We start from the raw sequence: 478 nt of genomic DNA, 5'->3' as shown, positions 1-478 counted from the left end.
CCTGCTCGACGGCTCGATGCAAGGCGTGGTGGGCGATATTCTCAACCAGCTTCCGGCGCTGGGCGAGAAAGTCGCCGCGGCGGTGGAGGGGGAACGCCAGAAGGGCTTCACCATGATTGAATCGGTGCTGAACCGCATCCGGGAGGGCCGATGAAAGTCAGCTTCTTCCTGCTGAAATTTCCTTTATCGTCTGAGACGTTTGTCTTAAACCAGATCGTGGCGTTTATCGAGATGGGTTATGAGGTGGAGATTGTCGCCCTGCAAAAGGGCGACCTGACCAACACTCATGCGGCTTATACCCAATATCAACTGGCGGACAAAGTTCGCTGGTTACAGGATGAGCCGTCAACGGCGCTGGAGAAGCTACGCTATCGCGCGTTCAGCACGTTGCGCGGTTTACACCGTCCCGCCGTCTGGCGGGCGTTAAACGCGCGGCGCTACGGCCAGGAGGCGCGCAACCTGATCCTCTCTTCTATCT

At 57.9% G+C, this 478-nt stretch carries 1 protein-coding gene; it reads left to right on the top strand.

Annotated elements, in window-relative coordinates; translation table 11 throughout:
* Positions 1-150: 150 nt before the first annotated feature.
* Positions 151-478: hypothetical protein (locus H0X95_RS35690; protein ID WP_230878356.1), on the top strand; the 328-nt coding region annotated here is incomplete at its 3' end.

Source organism: Burkholderia sp. 9779_493 (assembly GCF_015712215.1).
Taxonomy (GTDB): Bacteria; Pseudomonadota; Gammaproteobacteria; order Burkholderiales; family Burkholderiaceae; genus Burkholderia; species Burkholderia cenocepacia.
This window is presented reverse-complemented; position numbering and strand designations above follow the sequence as displayed.